An 18,714-nucleotide genomic window follows, 5' to 3' on the forward strand; every position below is an offset into this window, starting at 1 on the left:
AATGCCCCCCCTGCGTCGCTGCGCTCCGACTGCCCGGCCGGATGGCCGTGGAACAGGTGGCCAGATGGCCGTGGAATGCCTGGCCAGATGAGAGCGGACTGGGTGGCCGGATGGCGTGGAATCCGCAGGCTGGACGAAAGTGGTGCTCAAGCCTGCGGCCTGATCTGCTCTCACTGCTTCCAGGGACGGAAGCGTGGTGAGGAGTGCAACCTGTATATTTTAGAAGCAACCTTTACCGGCTTGTCAGTGCGTTATCACCCGGCAATTTCCAGTTGCGTGTTCTTGCGCCACCCTCGCAGATTCATGGCGCAGAGACAGAACTGCAGGATGATCAGAGCCCAGGCATGTGCTTGCCAGCCCCACACAGCCCACAGCACGTTGCTTGCGATGAAGCAGCAAAATCCTATCTTCCTTCTACCCGGACGACGCGAACCAATGCACCAGGCTGCCAGTACGGTCATCACCATGGCGGGCCATTCAAGTAATCCAATCCAATATTCCATGAAACCTTCCAACTGATGATGGGGTATCTGAAGCTGATCACCTGCCAGCGTCCTGAGCGCTGGCAGGTGATCGCTCGACTAAGCCGCTCGCTGCTCGCCCTTGAGCATCTTTTTCTGCATTTCCATCGTTCGCCCCAGCTCCTCGAGGGTGTCCTTGCTGAGCAGCTTCTTCGCCGTGGGGAACAGCTCGCCTTCTTCTTCCGCGATGTGATGCTCCAACAGCTCTTTCATGACCTTGACCCGCCCGGCGAATTCGACGGTGCCAGTTTCGGTATGCAGCAGGTCGGGTAGGACGAGCGAATCGACAGTCCGGTGCTCCTCCTTGGCCTCGTAGTACATCTTCGCTTCTTCCTTGCCTCCCGCTTCCTTGATGGCCGGATAAAGAATTTCTTCTTCGAGCGCGGTGTGAATCTGCAGTTCCTGCTCGATCCTGTGGAGTAACTCGGCCCGTTTCTTCACCGCTCGCTCGGTGGTGGTCGACAATTCTTCGAGTAGCTTCTTCACCAGCTTGTGGTCTTGAATCAGCAAGTCGATAGCGTTCATTGGCGTTACCTCATCACGGATGGGATGTAAGAACTTGCCTCTGGTTGAGTCCCCGCCAAACGACACGGTTCAATGGAGATGATGTCTGGCGTCACCGTTCAGGATGGCAACCACTGATGGCCATCGCAGCTCTGAGGGCTGCCAGGTGAGTCAAGCCCTGCGGAAGGTTGCCCAGATACTGCCCCGTCTGCGGATCGACCATCTCCGAGTAGATGCCTACTCCATGTGATAGCCCTTTCAAAGCGTCTGCATAGGCGGCTTCGGCGCGTTCCTGGTTACCCAGAATGGCCCAGGCTTCGATTAACCAGAATGTGCAGGCTAAGAAGCAACCTTCCTCTTCCTGTGCATCGGTGCAGCGATAATGGAAAGCGCCGGCCCCTAGATCATGATCAATTGCTTCCAGCGTGCTGCGCATACGTTCCTTGCTTGGGTAGCCGAACCTGACGGCCAGTGCCAGTGAAGCGTCCAGTCGGTCGCTGTCTGGATAGAACAGGTAAGCCTGGCGTTCTTCGCTCCAGCAGTGCGCCTCGATCCATTGTTGGATGCGCTGTCGCTCGCGATCCCAGCGTTCACGGCAGGTGGTGGGAAGGTGGCCGCCATCTGCCAGTTCGATGGCCCGGCTCAAGGCTTGCCAGCAACTGACCTTGGACATCGTGTAGTGCTGTTTTTCCGGCAACTCCCAGATACCGGCATCCTGCTGACGCCAACAGTCGGCGCACTGGTCGGCAAGGCCTGAGAGGAGCATGGCGCTCGGGGAATCAAGAATGTTGCCGCTGTCGATGAAGCAGCGCGCTGTTTCGAAGATATCGCCGAACACACCGTGTTGGAGCTGGTCGCGGGCATCATTGCCGACGACTGGAGGGGAGTTCTTGTAGCCAGGCAGATCGACCGGGCGCACGCAATCACCGATTGCACCGTCCAGGGTATAGAACACCTGTGGCCCATGTTCATCCAACCGGCGCAGTAGCCAGGTGAATGCAGCCTTAGCCTCTGGCTGTGCGCCGATGCCCAGAAACGCCTCGATGGTGTAGCCGGCATCGCGTATCCAGGCGAACCGGTAGTCGTAGTTCTTGCAGCCGCCAATCCGTTCGGGAAGGGACGAAGTCGCTGCCGCCATGATCGAGCCACTTGGAGAGGACAGCAGAAGCTTGAGGGCCAGCGCATTTCGGATGACCTGAGTCTGGTACGGGCCGTCGTAGACCAGTCCCTTCGACCATTGGCACCACTCCCGGTGCGAGCCGTCGATGCGTTCATCGATCAGGGCCAACGGCGGTGCCACCAGGGGCTCATCACGCCCTGCGATAATTGCAACCACTGAGCGTTGTCCAGCTGCAAGGCTAAGGACAGCACGGACGCCCATGTCGTCTTTGCGTTCGATGTGCACATGATGGTCGTGCAGGAACATGCCGAGTATTCGCCCCGCATGAAAAACGCAGGCATTGTCATTCGGCGCCACGTAGGGGCTTACCGTGTCGGCTTGGGTTCCGAAGTCGATGGCTAACTCGAAATCGACCGCACCCTCGACACACTCAATGCGCCTGGCGAGTTCGGCCCAAGGCAGGCGTCCGGCTGGCCCGCTGTTCAAGGATTCCGTCAGCCGGGCACGACCCTGAGTGGTGATGAAAATTGTCTCAAGGACGTTGCTGTCTGCTAAGTAGCGGCGCTCAGCAACGAACGGCTCGCTAGGGGTAATGGAAAAGAAGCCTCCTGTTTCAGGGGCCAGCAGCTTGTCGAATAGGGGTGGTGAATCCATGTGCGGCACACACCACCAGTCGATGGAACCGTCCAGGCCAATCAGTGCCACGGAACGCCCATCGCCGAGCGCACCATACTGCTCCAAGGGCAACCATCCACCCTCATCTCGTTGAGGTGCACCCTGTTGAGCTTCTACCGGTTCTCTTTCCATCAGCATGCCTTCGAGATCACGTGTTCTCATTCCGACAGGGCTATCTGGCGTCTGGTTCGTCTTATGTGAGCGCTGCGTAAATAGAGGGAATTTAGAATTGGCATGGATATCTCATGTAAAGCGAGACACAAGGGAGCTTCGTTGCCTCGCATTTACCCTGCAGGGAACAAGAACAAAAGGGGGCTTACATGAGTTGTCTGATTTGCGCGGGGCAAGCTGAGTCCGTTGAATGCACCGGTGGCTGGGAAGAGCGACACTGTTCTCAATGCGGCTGTTACCGAATGTCCCAAACGCTCATTCTGGTGATGATGGAAGAGGGTCAGATTTTTGATACCGAGCGGATGCGGGCCTGGCTGGTATCTCGGCGCGAACTGATGCCCATCCCTACCATCGACCATAGCCAGGCGATATTGGCACTCTAAACGGACATGGGTTCTACCACTGACAGCCTGTTGTCTTACTCGGCAGGAATGATTGAAATCTTTCCATTGCGTTCGACGATAGCGAACTTCACTTGCTCAATTTTTTCGATGCCTTGGCTGTCTCGTGCTGACTCGAGGATATCGTCCTCCGTGAGTCGTGCCCGACGCATGCGGTGATGCAGAAAGCGCCCATTCTCAACAACCAGGGTAGCGTGCCCGTCCAGAAGTCGGGCCAAGGGCTTGGAGTTCAGCTTTGCTAGTGAAAGGCCGACGTCCAGTACGATCAGCGTGGCGATCACCAGCGTGGCATTGGTGAATGAAAAATCGTCACCCAGAAGCGCCTGCTGGGTGGCTTCCCCGATGATCAGCAACAACACGAAGTCGAAGGTCGTCAAATCGGCCAGCGAGCGCCGCCCGGCCACGCGAAACAGCAGCATGAGGGCGACATACATTCCGGCTGCGCGGAGGATCGAATCCATGACGCACTCCTAGGGGTAAAGAAATGTGGAGAAGTGAACGGCGCTTTCAGGGCCAGCCCTGACGCTGCCCTCCAGAGTGCCTACGTGCTCACTTCGAAGGGTCAAGTACAAGGTGGCGACCCCATCTTCTTTAGTACCCAATTGGAACAGCAGGGCCTGGCCATGCGACATCGACTGTTGTGGCTCCGGTTGCAACGTCTCGATACTGGCGTCACGGAGCAATGATCCCTCGATTTGCACTTCCACCGGCTGACCAGGGATACCCTGAACGGTGATGAATAGACTGTCTGTCGTGCCGCTTCGGCTGAGGCGCTGGTACTCAACCCGTACCCGGCCATCCTGGCTCACCACCTCGGCATCGCTCAACGGGCCATTACCGAACAGGCCTGCCAAGGCAAGCAATACGATGGCCACGAGCACGTACCAGCCCACGCGCTCGAAGCGCCAGACGCGCTGCTGCATCGGTATATCTTCATGAACAGGGTGACGCCTGGATAGCAGTTCATCTTCCGACATGATCACAGCCCTCAGGCGCGCTCGCCGCGTAACCAGCGCTGGTGATAGTGGGAAAGCCGGGTCAACCCGAAAACGGCGCCTTGGCGCATCACTTCAGACCGCTCGCCGAAGAAACGCTGAGTGCGCGTGAAAACGGCAATTGGCTCGCCGGCGAAAGCCCACGCAAAGCACATCGTCCCCGGTGGTATCCCGGATTCGGGTGCCGGCCCGGCTACCCCGGTGGTGGCGATCACCACGTTCGCATCGCTGTCTCTCAAGGCGCCCAAGGCCATTTCCCAGGCTACTGCTTCGCTGGTCAGGCCATATCGTTCGATGGTTTCGGCGCTGACGCCCAGCAAGCGCTTCTTGGCGCTGGGCGAGTAGACGACATAGCCGCTTTCCAGCACCTCGCCGGTACCCGGTACCGCCGCCAACAAAGCCACAAGGCAGCCCGCAGTGCACGATTCTGCTGTGCTCAAAATCAGTTTGTTGTTTTTGAGATAGCCGAGAGCGGCCAGTACAGGGTCGTTTTCCATTTCAGAATCGACTCGCTTGTTTTGCGGTGGACGCGATGCTGGGGTATTTGGTTCATCGCATCTAATGCCCGGCTATCTCGGGGAGTGAACCTGACCTGAACTTTGCCTCGTACATTGGCTTCTTTTATTCAAAGGCAAGGGTAGGAGAGCAAGATGAAGAATGAGAGCGATAGGCAAAATGCAGGTGCGCAGACGAGGCCGCATGGGGAAGAGGAGCGAGACAACGATGCTCATCGTCCGGACGGATCAACGGGGACAGCCCACGACTCCACGGCGCAAAAAACGGCCCGTGATCACGATCAGCAAAAACGCTGAAACTGCCCACGAAAAGGGTTTGAGGCTCGCCAACTCGGCGAGCCTCTTTTCGCTAAAGGATCGGTTTACCGCCAGTCACTGCGTAACGTGAGCCACTGATGTAGCTGGCCTCGTCGGAGCCCAGCAGCACGTAGATCGGCGCGACTTCGACCGGCTGCCCCGGGCGCCCCATCGGGTAGCTGGAACCGAAGTTCTTGACGGCCTCGTCCGGCATGGTTGCCGGAATCAAAGGCGTCCAAATAGGGCCTGGCGCGACGCTGTTGACCCTGATGCCTTTCTTGGCTAGCAACTGAGCCAAGCCAGCAGTGAAGTTGGCAATGGCTCCCTTGGTCGTGGCATAGGCCAGCAGGCTGGGGGATGGATCGTCGGAATTGACCGAGCTCGTATTGATGATCGAGCTTCCCTTGGGCATGGAAGGCAGAGCCGCCTGGCAAATCCTGAAGATCGCGGTGATGTTGGTATCGAAGGTCTTCACCCATTCGTCATCGTCGATTTCTTCCAAGGTCTCGTGGGACATCTGGAACGCCGCGTTGTTGACCAGGATGTCGATGCGCCCGAACTGGCTAACGGTCTTTTCGACGATGTCGTAGCAGTGCTGTTTCTGCGCCAGGTCTCCGGGCAACAGCAGGCATTGACGGCCTGCGGACTCAACCCAGCGCGCGGTTTCTTGGGCGTCTTCATGCTCATTCAGATAAGCGATGGCGACGTCGGCTCCTTCACGGGCATAGGCAATCGCTACTGCCCGCCCGATGCCGCTGTCTGCTCCGGTGATGAGTGCAATCTTGCCTTCGAGTCGATTGTGGCCGGTATACGATTGCTCACCACAATCCGGGTAGGGCTCCATCTTGCGCTGTGAGCCGGGGACATTTTGAGGCTGTGAAGGGAAGGGCGGGGTAGGGAAGTCTCGCATGGTGGAAGCTCCTGCAGTTGAGAACGCTTGTTATCGTTCGAACGGAGCTAAGGGCCGACGTTGAGATGAATTCAGGGTTTGAACGACGGGCGGTCACTCCTTCTATCTCCATTGAATTATCGGGAATTGGTCGGCTCTACCGCTGACCCGTGTCGCGCTTTCTGTGTGAGGCTCCACTACATCCAGCTGGCGTGACCCGCGCCCTCCAGGTGCCTGAGGCATCACCGGAGGGCGCGAAGCAGAAAGCTGGACTCAGCCTGCCAGCGCTTTGATCAACTGTTCGTTGAAAGCCGGAATATCGTCTGGCTGGCGGCTGGTGATCAGGTTGCCGTCCACTACAACCTGCTCATCCACCCAATTGCCGCCCGCATTGCGAATGTCGTCCTGCAATGTCTTGTAGCTTGTCATCCGCTTGCCTTTGGCCAAGCCACTGGACACCAGGAGCCAGCCTCCGTGGCAGATGACGGCCAGCGGCTTGCCAGCCGCGTCGTGGCTCTTCACCAGGTTCTGCGCACCGGGGATCAAGCGAATCGTGTCGGAGTTCTGAACGCCGCCGGGCAGCACGAGGGCATCATAGAGATCGAGTTGGGCACCTTCGAAGGTTGCATCCACGGCAAACTCGTCGGCGGGCTTGTCGTGATTCCAACCACGCACAGTGCCTTCCTTATCAGCGAGGATGTCGATCACCGCACCAGCTTTCTCCAAGGCCTCACGAGGCCCTGTTAACTCGACTTGTTCAAAACCATCAGTCACCAGGAAGGCAACGCGCTTGCCACTCAGTTGTGTACTCATCTTTGAATCTCCATTTTCGATAAAGCTGACAGGGGAGGCCTCAACGGCGTCGACGTTGGGCATGAGCGATGAGAAGTCCCGCGAGCAGACCGATGACTGCCGCACTTAGCAACAGCGGTATCTTGTCTTTAGGGGTTAGGCCGATGCCGTCCATGCTTCCCGGCCTACCTGTTGGCGTGGACAGATTCTCGGAGGACTCCAGTGCGTCGGAACTGCGGTTCAATGGTGTGTCCGGACTGGACTGAGCGACGGGCTCAACCTCCTCAGCCGTGGCGCTGACGTCCAATTGGTTCAGCTTCAACGCTGTGCCGTCCACCAGGGTCAGTGTCAGGTTTTCAATGTCTCCCGCTGCGCGACCTGGAAAAACCGGTTCGCCTGCAGCATCGAGGTTGTCGTAAATGAAGCGCTTGCCCTCCAGCCAGCCAACGGCTGTGAGTAACTCGGGGCCGAGGTAGTATTTTCCATCGAGGAAGAAGCCTGGAAACTGGTGAGCGCGTTCGACGTTCTCCACGGAGTAACGCTCACCCGCCTTCATGCCTGTTGTTGGATCAATCATGACCACGACCTCCGTATGCTGGTATAGCCATGGAGGTTGCCGAGGCAGTACGTGTTCCTAAGGGATGACCAATGGACTTCAGTCCAATCTGTTGGTGGGTGGCCGGTGGTTGAGCGCAGGGTCTGCCGTCTGACTTTTCAATTGAATTTTTACGCGTACATCCCCCTCTGTAAATTTGGGTCAAAGGGAGATACTCACGTGCCTGGGCAGCAATTATTTGTTATCGATTACACACTCCATGGCGAGAGCCGGGCGTTCATTATTCGCTTGGAAAAAATGGACGATCCCGTGGCCTGGCACTGGGCTAGTTGCGATGCCGGTGTTGGCATCATCCCGCGATTCAGTCAGCAGAACATCAAGCTGGTCAGTCGTCCAATGGCAGAGGGCTATGGCATCGCGAACGTGAAGTGGCGACTTGCCGGCAATGGCCCTGAATTCATTCCCCAACCTATCGATGTCGGCAAATTTTCAGGTGCTGGAGAAGGTGCCTGAACCCCTGAGGCCGGCCACTTTTTTGGAGATGTTGCTATGCAGCCTAAAACCGAAGGCTCTGAAGAGAAAGGCCCAAGCGACTTACCTTTCATTAACGATCCGGAAAAGCCCACGTCGCCTCCTTTGAATGACGCTGATGCCACTGAAGCAGCCGAGGCAGAGGAAGACATTGAGGATGACGGCCAACCCATATGAACCAGGAGGAGCACACGATGGACAATTACCACCTCAGCCCTACAGCAAATGGATGGGAATTGAAGAAAGCCGGTGCTGAACGCGCCTCCAAGCGAGCGGCGACTAAGCATGAATTGGTCAGCGCCCTCGCAGATTTCTTTGATGGCAAGACGGCATCGGTGAAGATCCATAAGGCGGATGGCACTATCGAAGAGGAGCGCACCTACCCACGATCTGCTGACCCGCGCCGTAGTAAAGGTTGAAGACCGTAAATGCCTGTGATCTCGGCATCGAAGTCACGGATGTCGGGGGTGTGTTCAGGTGGTTGATGGCCAGCTTTCTCATGGGCAAGCGCATACGATCTACTGTCGCCTTGAGGGCGTACCGGATACTTGTCGATCAGCAGGGGCTTGATACGCCGCAAAAGCTTGCGCAGGCCACACATGCGACCCTTGTGAGGCTGCTCGGGCAGGCTGGGTATGCGCGATACGATGAATCCACTGCCCGACGATTGCATGCCCTTGGTAAGAAGGTAGACGCGGAATTGGGTGTTCAACTTGAGGCGCTGCGGGACGATCCAGGTTGTGAGAACTTCAAGCGCTGGCTGCTAAGCTTCGAGGGTATAGGCCCTAAGACGGTGGAGATTTTCATGCGAGAGGCGCTTGGCTATTTGTCAGTGTCGGAAGGCCATTGAGCGGATGACGGCGATTGGCCTCCATCGACGCGCGTCCAGATGAGTGGAACACTCAAAGAATCAATTATGGACTGGAGAGGGTGATGAAGCTTGACATCGAGAGTTTATCGCTATCAGGGAAGACAGTAGTTGTCGTGGAAGATGATCCAACGCTTCAGACTCTGCTGGTGGAGATCCTAATCGAGTTGGGCGCCGCCTGCGATGCCTTCGATAACGCCGAAGACGCTTTGATTCACTTGATGGGACTTGGGAGCGACTGCTCGTTGATCGTCGCCGATCACGGTGTTCCTGGAAGCATCAAAGGCATGGAGTTCATCTCCATGGCCCACGAAAGGTGGCCAAGATTACCAGCCATTCTCACCTCGGGCTATCAGCTTGATCCATCGCAGGTCACCCCACCTGTCACTTACCTGTTCAAACCATGGTCAATTGACGAGCTCGCTGAAGCTATTAACCAGGCGCTCAGCTCTGCAAGTGTTCCGCCAGCTCTGCCCGCATCGTCCGACCATAACGCTCTTTAGCGCTGCAGGTTGTCTCGATCTGCATCGTCCGCCCGCTGCTCGCTAGACATTTGGTGGGGCGTCTCGCAGTGGCTGCCCATCGCCTGATATTCCTTGCGAAGTTTATGGATTTCTCGATTGTCGAGTGCTTCAAGATCGAGCACCGACTGCTCTGCGGATTTTGTAGCACGGATAAGCTCGTCGAGCTTCACGTGGATGATGTCGTTGTCCCGGTTCTGGGTATTCTGAATCAGGAAAACCATCAGGAATGTGATGATGGTGGTCGACGTATTAACGATGAGTTGCCAGGTGTCGTTGTAGTGAAACCAGGGCCCGGATGCAGCCCATGTGGCAATTAGTACCACGGCGATCAAGAAGGTACTCGGTTTACCGGCGTGGTTAGCGAGCGATTGGCAGAACTGGGCGAATTTCATGACGATAACTCCAATGCGACCTATCGGTTTTGACAGCAGAGGAGCGCTGAAATCTTTTTTTACATTTCGCCGTGATGATGGACGAACGTAGTAAGTGCAGCGGAACGACGTGTTTAGCCAGAAAGTCAAAAAGTAATCGAAAATTCTCCCAAGGCTTCTGCGCAGATGACCTTCATCGTCTGGTTCGCCATGCTGGGTGCAGTGCTCCTGCTACTCTCGCTTTCATCCTCGTACCTGCGCTGGATTCCAGTTACAACGTCCGTTGTGTGCCTTGGCTTAGGTATGGCTCTGGGAACATCGGGCCTGGGTTTCCTACAGCTCGACTTGAGCAAGTCGAGTGGCTGGATGGAGCACCTCACCGAAGTCGCGGTGTTGTTTTCGCTGTTCTTCAGTGGCCTGAAGTTGCGCTTGCCCTTGCACAACCGCAGCTGGTTGAGCGCTTTCTATCTGGCGGGGCCGGTGATGTTGCTCTGCATCGGTGGGGTAACGCTGGTGCTGCATTACGGCCTCCACCTGGGGTGGGGAGTGTCCGTTCTGATTGGAGCTATCCTGGCACCCACAGACCCGGTGCTGGCAACCCTGGTACAGGTGGTTGATGCCCAGGACGATGATCCTGTCCGTTTCAGCCTGTCCGGTGAGGCAGGGCTCAACGATGGAGTGGCTTTTCCCTTCGTCATCCTCGGCCTGTTCCTGCAACAGGATACCGGGCAAGCCTGGTTCTCTAGCTGGCTCCTCAAGGACATGCTGTGGGCAGTCACTGCAGGTCTGCTGCTGGGCTATTGGATGGGGCGTGGCTTGGGCAAACTCACGCTTTTCTTGCGTTTGCGCAACGACGACAGCACCGTGTCGCCCAACGACTATCTCGCCCTTGCCCTGATCGCGCTGGCTTATGTGAGCGCCGAGACTATTCAGGCCTATGGGTTTCTCGCGGTGTTCGCTGCGGGCCTCGGTTTGCGCCAGGCGGAGGTTCACACCTCAAATAGCCCCGAGGATCCAGCTGCCGAGCATCTAGTACAGCCTGTGGTAGGACACCAGCATGTCGCGCCGGAGCTGGCCGTCAAAGGTGATGTGGAAGGGCTCGATGACTCACAGGTGGCAGCGGGGATAATGTTGGGGGACATGCTGGCATTCGGTAGCTTGATCGAGCGGGCACTGGAAGTGTTTCTCGTCACCATGCTCGGGGTAGTGCTCATTGAACATTGGGACTGGCGGGCAGTGCTGGTAGCCGGCGCCTTGTTCTTTGTCATTCGCCCCGTCAGCATTCTGCTTTTCCCGGCTCGGGGAATGCTGGATATCCGTCAGCGCGGGCTTCTGGGGTGGTTTGGCATCCGAGGTATCGGCAGCTTCTACTACCTGTTCTATGCCCTCAATCATGGGCTGCTTCCCACCTTGGCCGCACAGAGCATTAGCTTGGTTTTGTCGGTGGTGGCGTTGAGCATTCTGCTACATGGATTGAGCGTTCAACCGCTGCTAGCCAAATACGAAGCATGGAAGGGGTAGGCAGCGTTCTTTGGATCAAGCTTCTACTTGCGGCGGGAGCGTTACTAATTTGTTGATCAGCGAGGCGAGATCAGAAATCTCCCAAGGTTTGGGGAGAAATGCTGTCCGAGCAGGCAGCAAACCGGTGTCGATTACTGCGTCGCCCGAAGTCAGAATCACTGGCAGGGTAGGCCATCGACGCCAAATCTCGTGTGCAAGGCCTAAACCGTCCATGCTTCCAGGCATATGAATATCGGTCATCACCAAGCTAGGGACATCCTTATTGCAAAGGTAATGCAACGCCTCGTCAGCATTTGCGCAGCACGTCATAGCAACGGCGTAGAGTGACGAGAGGCTCTCGGCAGTTAGGTCTCTCAGGAGGTCGTCGTCTTCCACAATGAGGATGGTTTTCGGCATGTAAGGTTTGCTCGCGGGTCATATGCATTAGGGCTCTGGGCCTCTACGCCGTTGCTCCTGGGCGATAAGTGGTGCCCTAGGCGCCGTCATGAATTAGCGGCTATGGTAGGAAAGCGGTAAGCGAAACGACTGTACGCTCTGAAAGGATTCTGGGCGTTTCCCGTTATTGCGGAAGGGAAGACTATGCAGCAGCTACCAGTGGACGAAACCATCCGAGCGGCATTGAAGAAGACTCATGCGCGCTTGCACCGCCAACATGAGCTCGTGGTCGAGTTTGGCGTAATGTCCCTGAAGGCTGCGGACTTGGATCTGTTGCTGACCCGTGCATGTGAAGTAGTCGCTGAAGGGATGAGCACTCGTTTTTCCAAGGTGCTCCAGCCAGCAGAGGACGGGGAAGGGGAAGGGTTTGTTCTGACCCACGGCGTTGGCTGGGATGCTTCTGACATCGGGCGGGCAACCGTGGGCGGCGATGTGGCTAGTCCCGCAGGCTATGCATTGGCCACCTACAGGCCCGTACTCTCGAATCATTTGGGTATGGAAAACCGCTTTCGAACGCCGGAACTGCTGAAAAAATATGGAATCGAGCGGGCCATCAATGTCCCGATCCGGGGTTTGCTCAGCCCGTTTGGTGTACTGGAAGCCGACAGCAGCAACGGGGACGATTTTGTAGAGAGCGATCTGGTATTTCTGGAAGGCATCTCGAACGTCATTTCCATGGCTGTCGAAAGAATATCTGCAGGCGTGGATGTTCCAGTTCCCGACCCTTATTCCGAGACCATTCTGAACGCAAGCCCTGACTGGGTGGATATCTTGGCCCCGAACGGCGAGATCGAGTTCATGAATGAAGCCGGGCTGACATTCCTGGATACCCAACTGACCACTGTTAAAGGTCAGCGATGGTATGACTTGTGGCCTGAGGAGTCGCGATCATTTGTTTGGGAGGCGGTAGCTAAAGTCAGCGCTGGCGAAACCATGAGGTTCGAATCGTACTGCCCAATCGCTCCCGATGAACCCAAATGGTGGGACGTGACGGTGGCGCCGATCCTCGGAGCGGACGGCAAGGTCGAGCGAATGATTGCCGTATCGCGAGATATCACCGAGCGTCATCAATATGAGGCTCAATTGCTGTCGCTCATCGAGGCTCAGAATAGCAAGCAGAACCGAAGCGACCTCTATCTCGAAGAGATCCACCATCGCGTCAAGAACAGCCTTCACCTGGTAAACACACTGCTGTTGCTACAGGCCAATCTCACGCCCGATGCAGCGGTTAAATTGCAGCTTGAAACCGCTGCAGGCCGAGTAGTGACCATTGCCACGGTTCACGAGCGGCTGTACCAGGCTGCCGAAGATCAAGAACTTCGTGCGCGTGATTACCTCACTGCTCTGTTGGGGGATCTGGGCAGAGCCTTAGCCGAGCGCAAAATTGTGCTGGACGCTGACGAGTTCGTATTGCCTTCAGAAAGAATGGCGCCCCTGGGACTGGTAATTTCTGAACTGATCACCAATGCCCTCAAGTATGGTAAGGGCAACATTGAGGTGGCCGTCAAGCATGCCGGCGACCATGCGCTACTCACCGTCAGGGATGAGGGCGACGGCTTCCCTGATAATTATCCAAAGCCGACAGGTACGGGGCTTGGCATGCGATTGGTCAAAAGCTATTCCGGTTACGGTAGCGCGGCAGTGGAGGTTGATCGGCAGGATAGTAAAAGCTGTATCCATGTACGCTTCAAACTTTAGGCGCGCCTGCACACACCGATGGCACTTAGCCAAATGCGTATGGTCGTAATGAGGCTGATTCGAGACCTGGGATCATCATTGGAGGAGTAGGGTATGCGTAACTGGGGATGGCTGATGACTGCGGTAGGTTACGCTGGGCTTTCAGGAATGTTAGCCATAATCGGCGTTGCGGTTTCAGGGTTTCACAACCTCACTAGCGAGATGCTAGGGGTGAGCCTGTTGCTAGCGGCAGCGTCATTGGCGCTGGTGTTCGTTGGTGGTCGTCTTCGAGCGAGAGGCAAACCCTTGTTGCCCATTTCGCTGTCTTCTTAACACCGCTTTCATTTTCTCTAAAAGTGGCCAGAGTGCCATGCACCCCGGCCTGGCTCATTTCAAGTTAACGGTTCTCGCTACCGCGACCGCCGCCGTGGCTGTTTTGCCCGCCTTTACGGCCAGCCTCCGAGGCACGCTCACGGTTGTTGGCAAAGTTGCCGCCTGAGCTCTGCCCGCCTTTACGGCCAGCCTCCGAGGCACGCTCACGGTCGTTGGCAAAGTTGCCGCCTGAGCTCTGCCCGCCTTTACGGCCAGCCTCCGAGGCACGCTCACGGTCGTTGGCAAAGTTGCCGCCTGAGCTCTGCCCGCCTTTGCGACCTGCCTCCGACGCTTTCTCGCGATCATTGGCAAAATTGCCAGGATTGTTCTGAGCAGTACCACCTTGATGGCCACGATTGGTTTGGTTGTTAGCCATGATCTTTCACCTCATGTCGTCACACAGGAAAGTCTGTGTTCAACTCGGACGTCCTGGGGCGGGGTGTTTACTCAGTGGGTTTTGGCCAAGGCCGACGGGTTGCGCGAAAGAACCGGTGCAGGCGTGTGTGGCGTCCTTAAGCTTTGTTCGCGAACGTTTGGGAAAGATCAAGCTTGGCAGACGCCGACCTCCCACCCCCGTCGGCGTGGTTCAGCTGAGCGCAGAGCAGTTCCTGGAGCTGGGTTATTGGCCACGGCTTAGGAAGGAACTCCGCACCTGGCGGCAACACTCTCCCTGCAAATTCGTAGTATCCGCTCATGACAATGATGCGCGTCTGAGGTTTTTGCTGGCTTGCCATCCAGGCAAGATCAACCCCATTGAGTAAACCAGGCGTTTGTACATCCGTTATCAGCAGCGTCCAATCTTGCTTCCTCAACGCCTCATTACCGTCATCGGCAGTCGCCACCGCTGTCACCATGGCCCCCCATTCTTCCAGGTACAGGGTCAAAAGCTCTCGAATCATGGGTTCGTCCTCAACGATGAGAACAGTTGGGCGAATTATCTTCGCAGCGGAAAGCAGCTCTTTCATATGTGTACTCGGACATGCGGCTGCAGGAAGGGAGGGACATCCAGGTCTGCTTGCTTTCTTCCAGCAAGACGTAGCAGCGCGCCATCACTACGACATCGCTAGCGTTCAAGAAATTCACTCCAGCTTGAGTCAGTGCCATACATTCCCATCCGTGAGCGGATCTATAACGGGGGCGACCATCTGGACGCATCCATGCCGCTGACACCGCCCTACTGAACCTCTGCAATCTGCGTGACTCAACCCTCCATCAGCGTATGAGGCCTCCTGATGCGAACGCTCGAGAAAAACCTGTCTGCCGCCCAATTGCTGAAGCTCAATTGTTTGGCGGTTTGGTATCGGATGCTTGAAGACAGGGCATTGCGCATGGACTCGCCTGACGACTATCACGAGGAACTGCTTCGCCAGGCCGATGAGATGGATCGTCGAGGGATTATCTGCTGGCAGGAATGGCGCGATCTTCGTCTGGAGGCTGACGTTGCTTACCTGAGAGCGGTAGCAGGGGAGGACTATCACCCGGTTAAACCCACGAGCTCGTCAGCAGAGTAGGGATCGAACGTGATCTCGCAATGAAACCACGCTCATTCCTCTGTAAGCAGGCCTTCTCTATCTATCCCTGCGTCGTGAATGTGAGAGTGTAAAACCCACAAGGATTCCCAGCGCCGCTGCGCCGATCAGTAGGGGCGTTTTATCTTTTGACTTCCTCCAACCTCCGTCGATACCTCTCCTGCCACTTGGAGGCTCGAAGAGGTTGCCTGATGATGCTCCGGCTACGGGGCTGCGATTTATCCCCCAGCGCGTCAGCTTCCCTGACAACAGAGGCAGCCCTGGTATCAGGTAGCTGGCCAAATGCGCGATGCGCGCTGCAGCGCCAACGGTGGTGTGAGCCCGAGGCGAGATTGCGCAGGCCACCATAGCCTTTGCCACCATCTCGGGATCGTATACGGGGCCTGGCGGTGTCAGCGTATGTCCGGTGTAGTTGCCACCGTCTCGGAAGCCAGGTGTGTCCATGACTGCTGGATAGATATCGCAGACATGGATGTTGGGATATTCAGTCAGCTCGCCTCGCAATGCCTCGGTCAGTCCACGTAAGCCGAATTTGCTCGCCGAATAAGCGGCGGCGTAGGGCTGGGCCACCCAGCTGCCCAGCGACAGCGTGTTGATGAGCGTGCCGTTACCCTGAGCCTTGAAGTAGGGAAGGGCGACGTAGGCACCTCGCAGGTAACCGATCAGGTCAGTCTGGATGACCTGCTCGTGCGCCTCCAACGGCGTTTCTTCGAAATTGCCGACCGCGCCGACCCCGGCATTGTTGACCCAGATATCGATCCGTCCATGTCCAAAGTCTGCGGCCTGAACGGCAAGCGCTTGAACCTGGTCGCTGTGGGTAACGTCGGTCGTGATCGCTATGGCGTCCGTACCGCAATCGGTGCATTCATCCAGTACGTCGAACAACGCCTCTTCGTCGCGTGCGGCGAGTACCAAGCGAGCACCTTTGCACGCAAAGGCATGCTCGGCTGCTCGGCCTATGCCGCTGGATGCGCCGGTGATGACCACGACCTTGCCGCGCAGAGGCCCTTTGAGCGGAGCGCCACGGACAGGCGCTTCTCGTTGCGCACCCGAGGCGCTGGGGTCAAGGGGGGCAACGGTTTCGCTGGCCTCGATCCGCGAGAGCTCAAGAGAGGTGCCATCGATCAGGGTCAACGTCAGCCCTTCCACCGTGCCTGCCTCCCGGTTTGGAAATACGGGCTCACCTTCGGCATCCAGGCTGTCGTAGATGAAGCGCGTACCTTCGAGCCAGCCCACGGCGGTGAGAAGCTCAGGGCCGAGATAATACTTCCCGTCTTGAAAGAAGCCGGGGAACTGATGAGCGCGCTCCACGTTTTCCACGCGATAGCGTTTGCCTGATTTCATGCCTGTCGCTTGATTGATCATGTTGAAACCCCTGTAAGTGGAGCTCGGAAATGTCAGCCTTTGCTGTGCTCATCGGAAGTGGGCCCGGTGCCTCGCTTGATGCCTCGCGGGCCGGCAACGCCCCAGATACCCAGGCCAACCAGCGGTAGCGCGAGTATCAGCAGAGCCCAGGCCGCTTTGACTGCATCTGACTTGTCGCTTCTGAAGACGCTGACGATGGCCCACAGATCGATCAGTAAAAGGATTGCCGCGACGGCAATCCAGAAGTAGCTGGCGATACCGTTCATGTGCTTGACTCCTCTACACGAAGTCAGGGCCCAAGGCGCCCGCTGCCGCGCCTGGCACGAGGATGACCTTGCGACAGTTGTCCTGCTTCTGATCGAACATTTTGTAGCCCATGGCCGCTTCTTCGAGGGCCAGGCGGTGGGTGACGATCAGCTCTGGTTGCAGGCGTCCTGCCTCGATGTGTTCAAGAAGTTCAGGCAAATATTTCTGCACATGGGTCTGGCCCATCTTGAAGGTAAGGCCTTTGTCGAAGGCATCGCCGAACATGAACGCGTGGATGAAGCCGGCGTACACACCGGGGACGCTGACAACGCCACCACGACGCACTGCAGCAATGCTCTGGCGCAGCGCCTTGCCGCTGCTGCCTTCGATCTTCAGCGCCGTCATTACCGTTTCGGCAGTGCTGCCTTTGGCCTCGAATCCGACCGCATCGATCACCGCATCGACCCCGCGCATGCCTGGAGTCTGACGGATGATGCTGTCGGCTGGATCGTCGTCCTGCTCGAAGTTGATGGGTATGACGCCGTAAGCCTCGCGGGCGTAAGCCAGGCGGTAGCCGTTGTCATCGACCATGAAGATGGTCTGGGCACCGAGCATTCGCGCACAGGCGGCGCTCAGCAAGCCCACCGGCCCGGCGCCGTAGATCGCCACCGATGACCCTTGGCCTATTTCGGCATTGATGACCGCCTGCCACGCGGTCGGCAGGATGTCCGAGAGAAACAGTACCTTGTCATCGGCCAGCTCGGTGGGCACTTTGAACGGGCCGACGTTGCCCTTGGGCACCCTCACGTAATCCGCCTGGCCGCCAGGGATACCGCCATAGAGATGGCTATATCCAAACAGCGCGGCGCCTGGGGGAATCCCCTTCTTGTTGATGATCGCACCACGACCTGTGTTGGTGGTTTCACAGGCAGCAAACAGATCGTGCTGACAGAAGAAGCAACTGCCGCAAGCGATCACAAAGGGAATCACTACGCGGTCGCCGATCTGCAGATTGGTGACGGCACTGCCAGTATCTTCGACGATGCCCATGAACTCATGGCCGAAGATATCACCCGCTTCGGTTTCTGGAATTTTGCCTCGGTAGAGGTGCAGGTCAGAGCCACAAATGGCCGTGGCGGTGACCCTGAGGATGATGTCGTCTTCGTGCTCGATGATGGGATCGGGGACGTTATCGACCCTGACGTCGTGTGCTCCGTGGTAGGTGAGCGCTCTCATGAGGGTAAGCTCCTGCAGGCGTTTTTCCGTGGTAGGTATGCAGGGGAAGCCAGGACAGATGGCAAAGTTCAGCCCAACAAGTCCGGTGGTACTTAAAACTCATTCTCGACGCCACCATTTCAAGCTGAACATTCCTGATCACACCGGTATCGAACGATCTGAGCCCGTGCCACAAGAGCCAGGCCGATTAAACGAGGGGCGGGGCGATGGACGACACGATGTTGGCATTCATGGTGTTCGCTGCCTCACGACCTGAAGTGCTTGAGCAGGTACAAGCGCTTACAGAAGCGGAGGCATTGGAGGCTGGCGAAGCACTCCCGGATCTGCGTGAAACCATGGCCGTTCAGATCCTCACTGCTGAAGCCAAGGCTCAGCGCAAAACCCTGGCCACGCTCGTTGAGGTGATTTTGGGCAAGGTCGTCATCGAGCCCGATACGGCCACCAATCCCGGTGCCTCCAGCCTTGAAAAATACAACCTGAATCGCCCCTGGTTTCGTAGACACCTCCAAGCCTCATAATGAGGCCCAAATAGGAGGTGCCATGAGTCGTCAGCGTTACCCCGAAGAGTTCAAGATCGAAGCGGTCAAGCAAGTGACCGAGAAA

At 57.0% G+C, this 18,714-nt stretch carries 25 protein-coding genes and 1 pseudogene; 10 read left to right on the forward strand and 16 right to left on the reverse strand.

What is annotated here, in order from left to right; all coding sequences use genetic code 11:
* Window positions 1-254 precede the first annotated feature (254 nt).
* The 3 genes from WM94_RS29530 to WM94_RS21905 all read right to left on the reverse strand — a co-directional run bounded on the left by WM94_RS29530 (window position 255) and on the right by WM94_RS21905 (window position 2,892).
* Window positions 255-503, reverse strand: a complete 249-nt coding sequence (locus WM94_RS29530; RefSeq protein ID WP_028698527.1) for a hypothetical protein — start codon at window positions 501-503, stop codon at window positions 255-257.
* Window positions 504-581: 78 nt separating this feature from the next.
* Entirely contained in the window at window positions 582-1,046 is a 465-nt protein-coding gene (locus WM94_RS21900; protein ID WP_028697831.1) for a hemerythrin domain-containing protein, read from the reverse strand.
* Between the two features lie 91 nt (window positions 1,047-1,137).
* A complete protein-coding gene (locus WM94_RS21905) occupies window positions 1,138-2,892 on the reverse strand; it encodes a glycoside hydrolase family 15 protein (protein ID WP_082810611.1) in 1,755 nt (584 codons plus the stop codon).
* 248 nt (window positions 2,893-3,140) lie between these two features.
* Between WM94_RS21905 and WM94_RS30245 the strand changes: the two genes are divergently transcribed.
* On the forward strand, window positions 3,141-3,374 hold the full coding sequence (locus WM94_RS30245) for a hypothetical protein (protein WP_131812211.1): 234 nt from the start codon (window positions 3,141-3,143) through the stop codon (window positions 3,372-3,374).
* Window positions 3,375-3,409: 35 nt separating this feature from the next.
* Here WM94_RS30245 and WM94_RS21910 read toward each other — a convergent pair whose 3' ends face one another.
* From WM94_RS21910 to WM94_RS30895, 6 genes and pseudogenes are all read right to left on the reverse strand, one after another.
* Window positions 3,410-3,853 carry a DUF421 domain-containing protein gene (locus tag WM94_RS21910; protein WP_028698529.1) on the reverse strand — a complete coding sequence of 148 codons (444 nt, stop codon included), beginning with the start codon at window positions 3,851-3,853 and terminating at the stop codon, window positions 3,410-3,412.
* Between the two features lie 9 nt (window positions 3,854-3,862).
* A complete protein-coding gene (locus WM94_RS21915; protein WP_028697828.1) occupies window positions 3,863-4,369 on the reverse strand; it encodes a hypothetical protein in 507 nt (168 codons plus the stop codon).
* Between the two features lie 11 nt (window positions 4,370-4,380).
* Window positions 4,381-4,884: a CinA family protein gene (locus tag WM94_RS21920; protein WP_028697827.1), complete on the reverse strand. Its 504-nt coding sequence runs from the start codon at window positions 4,882-4,884 to the stop codon at window positions 4,381-4,383.
* A gap of 367 nt (window positions 4,885-5,251) precedes the next feature.
* Window positions 5,252-6,109, reverse strand: a complete 858-nt coding sequence (locus WM94_RS21925; protein WP_028697826.1) for an SDR family oxidoreductase — start codon at window positions 6,107-6,109, stop codon at window positions 5,252-5,254.
* A gap of 252 nt (window positions 6,110-6,361) precedes the next feature.
* Complete coding sequence (locus tag WM94_RS21930) at window positions 6,362-6,901, reverse strand: type 1 glutamine amidotransferase domain-containing protein (RefSeq protein WP_028697825.1); 540 nt, start codon at window positions 6,899-6,901, stop codon at window positions 6,362-6,364.
* 291 nt (window positions 6,902-7,192) lie between these two features.
* Window positions 7,193-7,457, reverse strand: a pseudogene (locus WM94_RS30895) (short-chain dehydrogenase); the annotation flags it as partial.
* 198 nt (window positions 7,458-7,655) lie between these two features.
* On the opposite strand from WM94_RS30895, the gene WM94_RS21940 reads away from it, so the two are divergent.
* From WM94_RS21940 to WM94_RS21955, 5 genes are all read left to right on the forward strand, one after another.
* Window positions 7,656-7,949: a DUF6555 family protein gene (locus tag WM94_RS21940; protein ID WP_028697823.1), complete on the forward strand. Its 294-nt coding sequence runs from the start codon at window positions 7,656-7,658 to the stop codon at window positions 7,947-7,949.
* 36 nt (window positions 7,950-7,985) lie between these two features.
* Complete coding sequence (locus WM94_RS30515) at window positions 7,986-8,144, forward strand: hypothetical protein (RefSeq protein ID WP_162838439.1); 159 nt, start codon at window positions 7,986-7,988, stop codon at window positions 8,142-8,144.
* A 17-nt stretch (window positions 8,145-8,161) separates the two neighbouring features.
* Window positions 8,162-8,386: a DUF2188 domain-containing protein gene (locus tag WM94_RS21945; protein WP_028697822.1), complete on the forward strand. Its 225-nt coding sequence runs from the start codon at window positions 8,162-8,164 to the stop codon at window positions 8,384-8,386.
* Window positions 8,383-8,817: a DNA methylase gene (locus WM94_RS21950; protein WP_028697821.1), complete on the forward strand. Its 435-nt coding sequence runs from the start codon at window positions 8,383-8,385 to the stop codon at window positions 8,815-8,817. The genes WM94_RS21945 and WM94_RS21950 overlap by 4 nt, the downstream gene beginning before the upstream one ends.
* An 83-nt stretch (window positions 8,818-8,900) precedes the next feature.
* Window positions 8,901-9,338, forward strand: coding sequence for a response regulator (locus tag WM94_RS21955; RefSeq protein ID WP_028697820.1), 438 nt, complete (start codon window positions 8,901-8,903; stop codon window positions 9,336-9,338).
* Here the strand turns inward: WM94_RS21955 and WM94_RS21960 are convergent.
* Window positions 9,335-9,751: a low affinity iron permease family protein gene (locus WM94_RS21960; RefSeq protein WP_028697819.1), complete on the reverse strand. Its 417-nt coding sequence runs from the start codon at window positions 9,749-9,751 to the stop codon at window positions 9,335-9,337. The genes WM94_RS21955 and WM94_RS21960 overlap by 4 nt on opposite strands.
* A 165-nt stretch (window positions 9,752-9,916) precedes the next feature.
* On the opposite strand from WM94_RS21960, the gene WM94_RS21965 reads away from it, so the two are divergent.
* A complete protein-coding gene (locus WM94_RS21965) occupies window positions 9,917-11,251 on the forward strand; it encodes a sodium:proton antiporter (protein WP_028697818.1) in 1,335 nt (444 codons plus the stop codon).
* Between the two features lie 15 nt (window positions 11,252-11,266).
* Here WM94_RS21965 and WM94_RS21970 read toward each other — a convergent pair whose 3' ends face one another.
* Window positions 11,267-11,647 carry a response regulator gene (locus WM94_RS21970; RefSeq protein WP_028697817.1) on the reverse strand — a complete coding sequence of 127 codons (381 nt, stop codon included), beginning with the start codon at window positions 11,645-11,647 and terminating at the stop codon, window positions 11,267-11,269.
* Window positions 11,648-11,830: 183 nt separating this feature from the next.
* Here WM94_RS21970 and WM94_RS21975 point away from each other — a divergent pair, with 183 nt between their 5' ends.
* Complete coding sequence (locus WM94_RS21975; RefSeq protein WP_028697816.1) at window positions 11,831-13,384, forward strand: sensor histidine kinase; 1,554 nt, start codon at window positions 11,831-11,833, stop codon at window positions 13,382-13,384.
* Window positions 13,385-13,760: 376 nt separating this feature from the next.
* Here WM94_RS21975 and WM94_RS21980 read toward each other — a convergent pair whose 3' ends face one another.
* Window positions 13,761-14,111 (reverse strand): general stress protein, encoded by a 351-nt coding sequence (locus WM94_RS21980; RefSeq protein ID WP_061552107.1) that lies wholly within the window; start codon window positions 14,109-14,111, stop codon window positions 13,761-13,763.
* Between the two features lie 136 nt (window positions 14,112-14,247).
* A complete protein-coding gene (locus tag WM94_RS21985; protein ID WP_009681427.1) occupies window positions 14,248-14,700 on the reverse strand; it encodes a response regulator in 453 nt (150 codons plus the stop codon).
* Window positions 14,701-14,967: 267 nt separating this feature from the next.
* Between WM94_RS21985 and WM94_RS21990 the strand changes: the two genes are divergently transcribed.
* A complete protein-coding gene (locus WM94_RS21990; protein ID WP_028697813.1) occupies window positions 14,968-15,246 on the forward strand; it encodes a hypothetical protein in 279 nt (92 codons plus the stop codon).
* 57 nt (window positions 15,247-15,303) lie between these two features.
* On the opposite strand, the gene WM94_RS21995 is transcribed toward WM94_RS21990, so the two are convergent.
* From WM94_RS21995 to WM94_RS22005, 3 genes are read right to left on the reverse strand one after another with little or no spacing between them, the layout of a single operon-like run.
* The gene (locus tag WM94_RS21995) at window positions 15,304-16,629 is read right to left on the reverse strand and encodes an SDR family oxidoreductase (RefSeq protein WP_028697812.1); all 1,326 of its coding nucleotides are present in this window, start codon (window positions 16,627-16,629) and stop codon (window positions 15,304-15,306) included.
* A gap of 32 nt (window positions 16,630-16,661) precedes the next feature.
* Window positions 16,662-16,895: a PLDc N-terminal domain-containing protein gene (locus WM94_RS22000; protein WP_028697811.1), complete on the reverse strand. Its 234-nt coding sequence runs from the start codon at window positions 16,893-16,895 to the stop codon at window positions 16,662-16,664.
* Window positions 16,896-16,908: 13 nt separating this feature from the next.
* Complete coding sequence (locus WM94_RS22005) at window positions 16,909-18,111, reverse strand: zinc-dependent alcohol dehydrogenase (RefSeq protein WP_028697810.1); 1,203 nt, start codon at window positions 18,109-18,111, stop codon at window positions 16,909-16,911.
* A 206-nt stretch (window positions 18,112-18,317) separates the two neighbouring features.
* Here WM94_RS22005 and WM94_RS22010 point away from each other — a divergent pair, with 206 nt between their 5' ends.
* Window positions 18,318-18,629, forward strand: a complete 312-nt coding sequence (locus WM94_RS22010) for a hypothetical protein (RefSeq protein ID WP_061552108.1) — start codon at window positions 18,318-18,320, stop codon at window positions 18,627-18,629.
* Window positions 18,630-18,714 lie beyond the last annotated feature (85 nt).

The organism is Pseudomonas sp. ABFPK (assembly GCF_001586765.1).
Classification (GTDB): Bacteria; Pseudomonadota; Gammaproteobacteria; order Pseudomonadales; family Pseudomonadaceae; genus Aquipseudomonas; species Aquipseudomonas asiatica.

Coding starts and splice junctions, on each gene's coding strand:
- WM94_RS21900 (WP_028697831.1), bottom strand. CDS start 1,046: ATGAACGCTATCGACTTGCTGATTCAAGACCACAAGCTGGTGAAGAAG.
- WM94_RS21930 (WP_028697825.1), bottom strand. CDS start 6,901: ATGAGTACACAACTGAGTGGCAAGCGCGTTGCCTTCCTGGTGACTGAT.
- WM94_RS21970 (WP_028697817.1), bottom strand. CDS start 11,647: ATGCCGAAAACCATCCTCATTGTGGAAGACGACGACCTCCTGAGAGAC.
- WM94_RS30515 (WP_162838439.1), top strand. CDS start 7,986: ATGCAGCCTAAAACCGAAGGCTCTGAAGAGAAAGGCCCAAGCGACTTA.
- WM94_RS21910 (WP_028698529.1), bottom strand. CDS start 3,853: ATGGATTCGATCCTCCGCGCAGCCGGAATGTATGTCGCCCTCATGCTG.
- WM94_RS29530 (WP_028698527.1), bottom strand. CDS start 503: ATGGAATATTGGATTGGATTACTTGAATGGCCCGCCATGGTGATGACC.
- WM94_RS21915 (WP_028697828.1), bottom strand. CDS start 4,369: ATGTCGGAAGATGAACTGCTATCCAGGCGTCACCCTGTTCATGAAGAT.
- WM94_RS30245 (WP_131812211.1), top strand. CDS start 3,141: ATGAGTTGTCTGATTTGCGCGGGGCAAGCTGAGTCCGTTGAATGCACC.
- WM94_RS21965 (WP_028697818.1), top strand. CDS start 9,917: ATGACCTTCATCGTCTGGTTCGCCATGCTGGGTGCAGTGCTCCTGCTA.
- WM94_RS22000 (WP_028697811.1), bottom strand. CDS start 16,895: ATGAACGGTATCGCCAGCTACTTCTGGATTGCCGTCGCGGCAATCCTT.
- WM94_RS21995 (WP_028697812.1), bottom strand. CDS start 16,629: ATGATCAATCAAGCGACAGGCATGAAATCAGGCAAACGCTATCGCGTG.
- WM94_RS21925 (WP_028697826.1), bottom strand. CDS start 6,109: ATGCGAGACTTCCCTACCCCGCCCTTCCCTTCACAGCCTCAAAATGTC.
- WM94_RS21990 (WP_028697813.1), top strand. CDS start 14,968: ATGCGAACGCTCGAGAAAAACCTGTCTGCCGCCCAATTGCTGAAGCTC.
- WM94_RS21945 (WP_028697822.1), top strand. CDS start 8,162: ATGGACAATTACCACCTCAGCCCTACAGCAAATGGATGGGAATTGAAG.
- WM94_RS21955 (WP_028697820.1), top strand. CDS start 8,901: ATGAAGCTTGACATCGAGAGTTTATCGCTATCAGGGAAGACAGTAGTT.
- WM94_RS21985 (WP_009681427.1), bottom strand. CDS start 14,700: ATGAAAGAGCTGCTTTCCGCTGCGAAGATAATTCGCCCAACTGTTCTC.
- WM94_RS22010 (WP_061552108.1), top strand. CDS start 18,318: ATGGACGACACGATGTTGGCATTCATGGTGTTCGCTGCCTCACGACCT.
- WM94_RS21920 (WP_028697827.1), bottom strand. CDS start 4,884: ATGGAAAACGACCCTGTACTGGCCGCTCTCGGCTATCTCAAAAACAAC.
- WM94_RS21980 (WP_061552107.1), bottom strand. CDS start 14,111: ATGGCTAACAACCAAACCAATCGTGGCCATCAAGGTGGTACTGCTCAG.
- WM94_RS21975 (WP_028697816.1), top strand. CDS start 11,831: ATGCAGCAGCTACCAGTGGACGAAACCATCCGAGCGGCATTGAAGAAG.
- WM94_RS21960 (WP_028697819.1), bottom strand. CDS start 9,751: ATGAAATTCGCCCAGTTCTGCCAATCGCTCGCTAACCACGCCGGTAAA.
- WM94_RS22005 (WP_028697810.1), bottom strand. CDS start 18,111: ATGAGAGCGCTCACCTACCACGGAGCACACGACGTCAGGGTCGATAAC.